4 protein-coding genes are annotated in these 5303 nt (G+C 65.0%); 3 read left to right on the forward strand and 1 reads right to left on the reverse strand.

The features are described from left to right. A partial coding sequence (locus VLU25_18095) for an ABC transporter permease (GenBank protein HSR69845.1) occupies positions 1 to 2248 on the forward strand: 2248 nt, incomplete at its 5' end. A gap of 7 nt (positions 2249 to 2255) precedes the next feature. Here VLU25_18095 and VLU25_18100 read toward each other — a convergent pair. Beyond that, on the reverse strand, positions 2256 to 3026 hold the full coding sequence (locus VLU25_18100; GenBank protein HSR69846.1) for a hypothetical protein: 771 nt from the start codon (positions 3024 to 3026) through the stop codon (positions 2256 to 2258). A gap of 279 nt (positions 3027 to 3305) precedes the next feature. Here VLU25_18100 and selA point away from each other — a divergent pair, with 279 nt between their 5' ends. Together selA and VLU25_18110 are read left to right on the forward strand one after the other, a co-directional pair. Beyond that, positions 3306 to 4733, forward strand: a complete 1428-nt coding sequence (selA, locus tag VLU25_18105) for an L-seryl-tRNA(Sec) selenium transferase (protein HSR69847.1) — start codon at positions 3306 to 3308, stop codon at positions 4731 to 4733. A gap of 12 nt (positions 4734 to 4745) precedes the next feature. Beyond that, on the forward strand, positions 4746 to 5303 hold a 558-nt coding region (locus VLU25_18110; protein ID HSR69848.1), incomplete at its 3' end, for a UbiA prenyltransferase family protein.

Raw genomic sequence — 5303 nt, forward strand, 5'->3', positions numbered from 1 at the left:
GTCCTATCCGCTCTTTGACGACTTCCGCGCCCGGGCCCGCCAGACCCTGCCCGGTGTGGCCGCCTACACCCGCTCGACGCGCGCCTACAGCCTGGCCGGGGGCGAGACGCCTCAGAAGGTCGAGGCGGAGTTCGTCTCAGCGAGCTACTTTTCAGTGCTGGGCGTGAGCGCGTCCGAGGGGCGGACCTTCAACGATGAAGAAGACCGGGAACCCGGCGCCCATCCCGTGGCCCTGATCAGCCAGGGACTGCGGGCCCGGGCCTTCGGAGCCGAGCAGTCCGTGGCGGGACAATCGCTGACCCTCAACTCGATTCCCCTGACGGTGGTGGGCGTGATGCCGCCAGGATTCCGCGGACTCTCGGGCACAGCCGACGTATGGGTGCCCATGATGATGGCGCCCCGACTGATGTTCGCCCGGCGCCTGAGTGTCTCTTTCGCCTTCTGGCACAACGTCATCGCCCGGGTGCCCCACGGGTGGACGACCGAGCGCCTGCAAGCGGCCCTCGACTCGGCGGCCGCCGGCACCAACGAGGAGTTCCGCTTCCAGGAAGTCTTCGAGGGCAAGCCCTTCCGCGTACGCGCCACCCCGCTGTCCGAGGCCCAGGTCGATCCGGCGGTGAGGACGCCGCTGCTGATCCTCAGCGGAGCCGTCGGCTTCGTGCTGCTCATCGCCTGCGCCAACCTGGCTCACCTGCTGATGGCCCGGTCCTCGCGACGGCAGCGGGAAATGGGCGTGAGGAAAGCGCTGGGCGCCGGACGCTTGCGCCTGCTCCGCCAGTTGCTCACCGAAAGCCTGGTCCTGTCGCTGGCGGGGGCCGTCCTGGCCCTGCTGGTAGCCGGCGGAGGCATTTCGCTGCTGACCGCCCTGCGTCCCCCTGCCCTGGAAGGAACCACGGCACTGGATGCCCAGTCGGTAGGACTCGATCCCGCCGTGCTGGCCTTCAACTTCTTGCTGGCACTGGGCGCAACCCTGCTCTTCGGACTCCTGCCGGCCCTGCGCTTTTCGGGCGCCGACCTGGTGTCGGAACTGAAGAGCACGGGAGGGTCCTGGTCCCCTTCCGGACGCCGCAATCCCTTGGGATCGCTGCTGGTGGTGGGCGAACTGGCTTTGGCCTTGATCCTGCTGACGGGAGCCGGGCTGCTGGTGCGCAGCCTGGGACAGCTCCATCAGCAGCCCTTGGGTTTCGACCCCGAGGACCGGCTGGCCGTGCACATCAGCCTGCCCTCCCAGGCCTATTCGCCGCAACAGGCCGTCGATTTCTTCCAGCGCCTGCTGGACCGTGCCTCGGCCCTTCCCGGCGTACTTTCGGCGGGCCTGGGCAATTGCCTTCCCGTCAAGGGCGGCTGCGACACCACCTCGCTGCGCATCGAGGGCGCCTCCCAGGAAGAAGGACAAGAACGGCGCTCGGTGTGGGTTCAGATGGTGGACGAAAACTACCTCGAGACGCTGGGCATCCGCCTGCAGGCAGGACGCGGCCTGCAACGGCAAGACCGTGACGGCGCCCCATTTGCGGCCCTGGTCAACGAGTCCGCCGCCCGCGCCTTCTGGACGGGTCAAGACCCGCTGGGCAAACGCATCCGGCCGGCCATCGGACTCCCCGATGGCGAGTTCGCTCAAGTCGTCGGCGTGGTGTCGGACATCAAAGACAGCGGACTGGATGCTCCTCCCCGACCCGGCGTCTATTTGAGCTTCCGCCAAATCAGCTACCGCTCCAACTACCTGGTTGTGCACAGCGCCGGCGATGCGGCTCGACTGTCAGCAGCGGTGCGCGACGTGGTTCGCAGCCTGGATCCCAACTTGCCGGTGTGGGACTCGCGCACCTTGAACCAGCACATCGCCGAGGATGCCGCCGCCACCCGCTTCAGTACCGTCCTGCTGGGAATCTTCGCCTTTCTGGCCCTGGGTTTGGCGGCGGTAGGAATCTACGGCGTGCTGGCCTGCGGCGTCTCGGCCCGCACTCGGGAATTCGCCATCCGCCTGGCGGTGGGGGCGCGGCGCCGTCAAGTGCTGGGTCTGGTCCTGGCCGAGGGACTGCTGCTGACGGCGCTGGGCCTGGCCTTGGGCCTGGCGGGGGCGCTGGCGTTGACCCGGCTGATGTCGAGCCTTCTCTTTCAGGTCAGCCCCAGCGATCCGCTGACTTTGGGAGTGGTGACGGCCGTCCTGCTGGCAGCGGCTCTGTTAGCCTGCTTGCGGCCCGCTTGGCGCGCCACCCGGCTCGACCCCATCCAGACTCTGCGCTACGAGTAAGCGCGCCTTAGCGCGGAGGGGCTAATTCGAAGACCGAATCGTCGATGTCGACGTCGTAAGCGAAGGATTGGACGACGTGAGTCCACTCCCAGGCCAGGGTCCTGTCGGTGGACTCGGAGTTGAAGGTCACGACCCACTTGTGGGGCATCATCAGTCCCGATTCGTCTTTGAACTCGGAGAACTCTTCGGTCAGCTTGAGACGGGTATTGGTCAACCTGGCCGAGGAGATTTCGTCCGCCCCCAAGGGAGCGGGGCGGATCAAATCGTAGATGCTCTTGACGTGCTGGAAAGTCTCGGGGTCAAAGTAAAGCTGGATCCTCAGGTCGCCCTGAGGCTTTTTGGCCTGGTAATCGAGGCGATGCAGTTTTTGTCCTTCCACCTTTTTTAAGCCTCGATACCTGACCCCGGGGTTGTCCTCAGGGTCCAGGAGAGGAAAAGCGGCGCTCAAAACCCCGCCCCACAGTCCCTCGGCCAGGACCGATTGATGGACGTGCAGGAAATCGCCCAAAGGCGACCGGTCCCCAGGCCTCATGTAGCCCACCTCCACGTCTTCCCGGCTGCCCACGAAGCGCTCTTTGCCGTAATCGGCGATCTGGAAGTCGAGCTGGTAGGCAAATTCGTCCTTGCGCGACTGAAGGTAGAACGGCCCTCTCAGCGCCGCTCGCCCTCCCACCAGGATCTGCAGTCCGACCTGCCCCTGCACATGGGCCGTTTGCCGTTCCGTCGCCCCAGCGCCGACGGCTTCCCGATGTTTGCTGATCAATCGCTCGACGTTCATCTTCTGCGCGGCCAGAAAAGAACTGTCTAGAAGGGCAAGCGCCAGGATGATAGAGTTCAGGCAGATTCGCTTCATTCTAAGCCTCCCGAAATGAATCACGTGGTTTTACGATGATGACACAACGTTATGAACATGGCCAGCAGAAGTCATGCCGGCACACCTCCCCAACCAGCCGCCGCAGGGACTAGCTGGAAACGTCAGACTGCAGCGGCTGTCTCAAGGTTCAGGTTCAAAACCTCAGACTATGGATCTCGGACCGCTGTGGCATAATCGCAGATAGTGATTAAACAGCAGGTTCTACAGCAGTTGCCCTCCATCGACAGCATCCTGCAGCGCCAGGGTGTCCGCTCCCTGGTCGAAGAGTACTCGCGGGAACTGGTGATCGAGCACGCCCGCCAGTGGGTGGAGGAACTGCGCACCCAAGCGCTGGGCGGCGAAATGGACGCGGGCCAACTGGCCCAGCGCAGCGCCGGCGTGGAGGACGACCTGGCCCGCAGTCTGCGTCTACGCCTGCGGCCTTCCCTGCGCCGCGTCATCAACGCCTCGGGAGTCATCCTGCACACCAACGTCGGACGCGCCCCCATCGCTCCTTTCGTGGCCGAATGGATGGGCAAGCTGGCCGGCTCCTACTCCAATCTCGAGTACAACCTGGAGACCGGACGCAGGGGCCAGCGCGACCAGCACTTCGAGGCGCGGCTGACGCGCCTGCTGGGATGCCAGGCCGCCAGCGTCACCAACAACAACGCCGCCGCCCTCTTCCTCATCCTCAATACCCTGGCCCGCGGAAAACAGGTGCTGGTCTCGCGCGGCGAACTCATCGAAATCGGCGGATCCTTCCGCCTGCCCTCCATCATGGAGGCCAGCGGAGCCCTCTTGCGCGAAGTGGGCACCACCAACAAGACCCGCATCAGCGACTACCGGCAGGCCATGGGCGAGGAAACGGCCCTGATCATGCGCGTCCATCCCAGCAACTATAAGGTGGTGGGATTCACCCAGGCGCCCGAGTTGCAGGAGCTGGCGGAACTGTCGAAGGAAAGCGGCATCCCGCTGGCCGAAGATATCGGCAGCGGATACCTCTTTCCCACCGGCCATCCGGCTCTGGAGCAAGAGCCGACGGCCCAGATGGCCATCGACCTGGGGGTCGACCTGGTGTGTTTCTCGGGGGACAAGCTTCTGGGCGGACCTCAGGCGGGCATCGTGGCCGGACGGCAGGATCTCGTCAACCGACTGCGCAAGAATCCCCTCATGAGGGCCTGCCGCATCGACAAGACCACCTACGCGGCCCTGGAACGCGTCCTCATTGAATACGAAACGGGACGCTGGCAGGAAACCTTGCCCATCTACCAGATGCTCTCGCTGACGGCCGGCGAGCTGGAGCGGAGGGCCCAGGAACTGGGCGAGCGCCTGGCCGAGAAAGCCGGCCAATACGTGCGCTGGAAAGTGGTGGATGGAGAATCGCTGGTCGGCGGCGGATCGGCTCCCGGCCAACGCTTGCCCAGTCGACTGCTTTCACTGCAAACCTCCTCCTCTCCGTCGGCCGTGGAGGAGCGGCTGCGGCGCCATCAGCCGCCCGTCCTGGTGCGAATCGAGCGCGACCGCCTGCTGATCGATCTGCGAACCGTCTTCCCGCAGGAACAAGACGACCTGATGCGGGCCCTGCAATGGGCTCTGCAGGACCGATCACTTGACCCCGTCAAGCGCGCATAGCAGAGTAGGCGCGTGGACGGACTGTGGGCAGCTTTACGGGCGGGTCAGTGGGTTAAGAACGTGCTGCTGGCCGCTCCGCTGGTGTTGTCGCACCAGATCGGACGCTGGGACCTGTGGGCGGCCACGGCAGCCTCCTTTGCGCTTTTCAGCCTGGCGGCTTCCTCGGTCTACCTGGTCAACGACGTGCTCGACTTGGGCAGCGACCGGCACCATCCCGTCAAGAAGAAGCGTCCCCTGGCCGCCGGACGCATCTCCGTCCGCGCCTCGCTGACAGCCTCGGCCCTCCTTGCTGCGGGCGTCCTGGCAGTTTCGTCGGTCTACCTGCCCGCGGGCTTTCTGCTGGCGCTGGCCTCCTATCTGGTTGTGGCCCATTTCTATTCCCTGCTGCTCAAGAAGCTGATGCTCATCGACGTCTTCGTGCTGGCGGTGCTCTACGGCCTGCGGGTGGTGGCAGGCGGTCAGGCCACGGGAATCGAAGTCTCCTACTGGCTGCTGGCGCTGACCGTCTTTCTCTTCGTCTCCCTGGCCTTTGCCAAGCGTTGCGCCGAGATCCGCCTGCAGTCCGGACGG

Source organism: Acidobacteriota bacterium, assembly GCA_035471785.1.
Classification (GTDB): Bacteria; Acidobacteriota; UBA6911; order RPQK01; family DATIPO01; genus JANQFM01.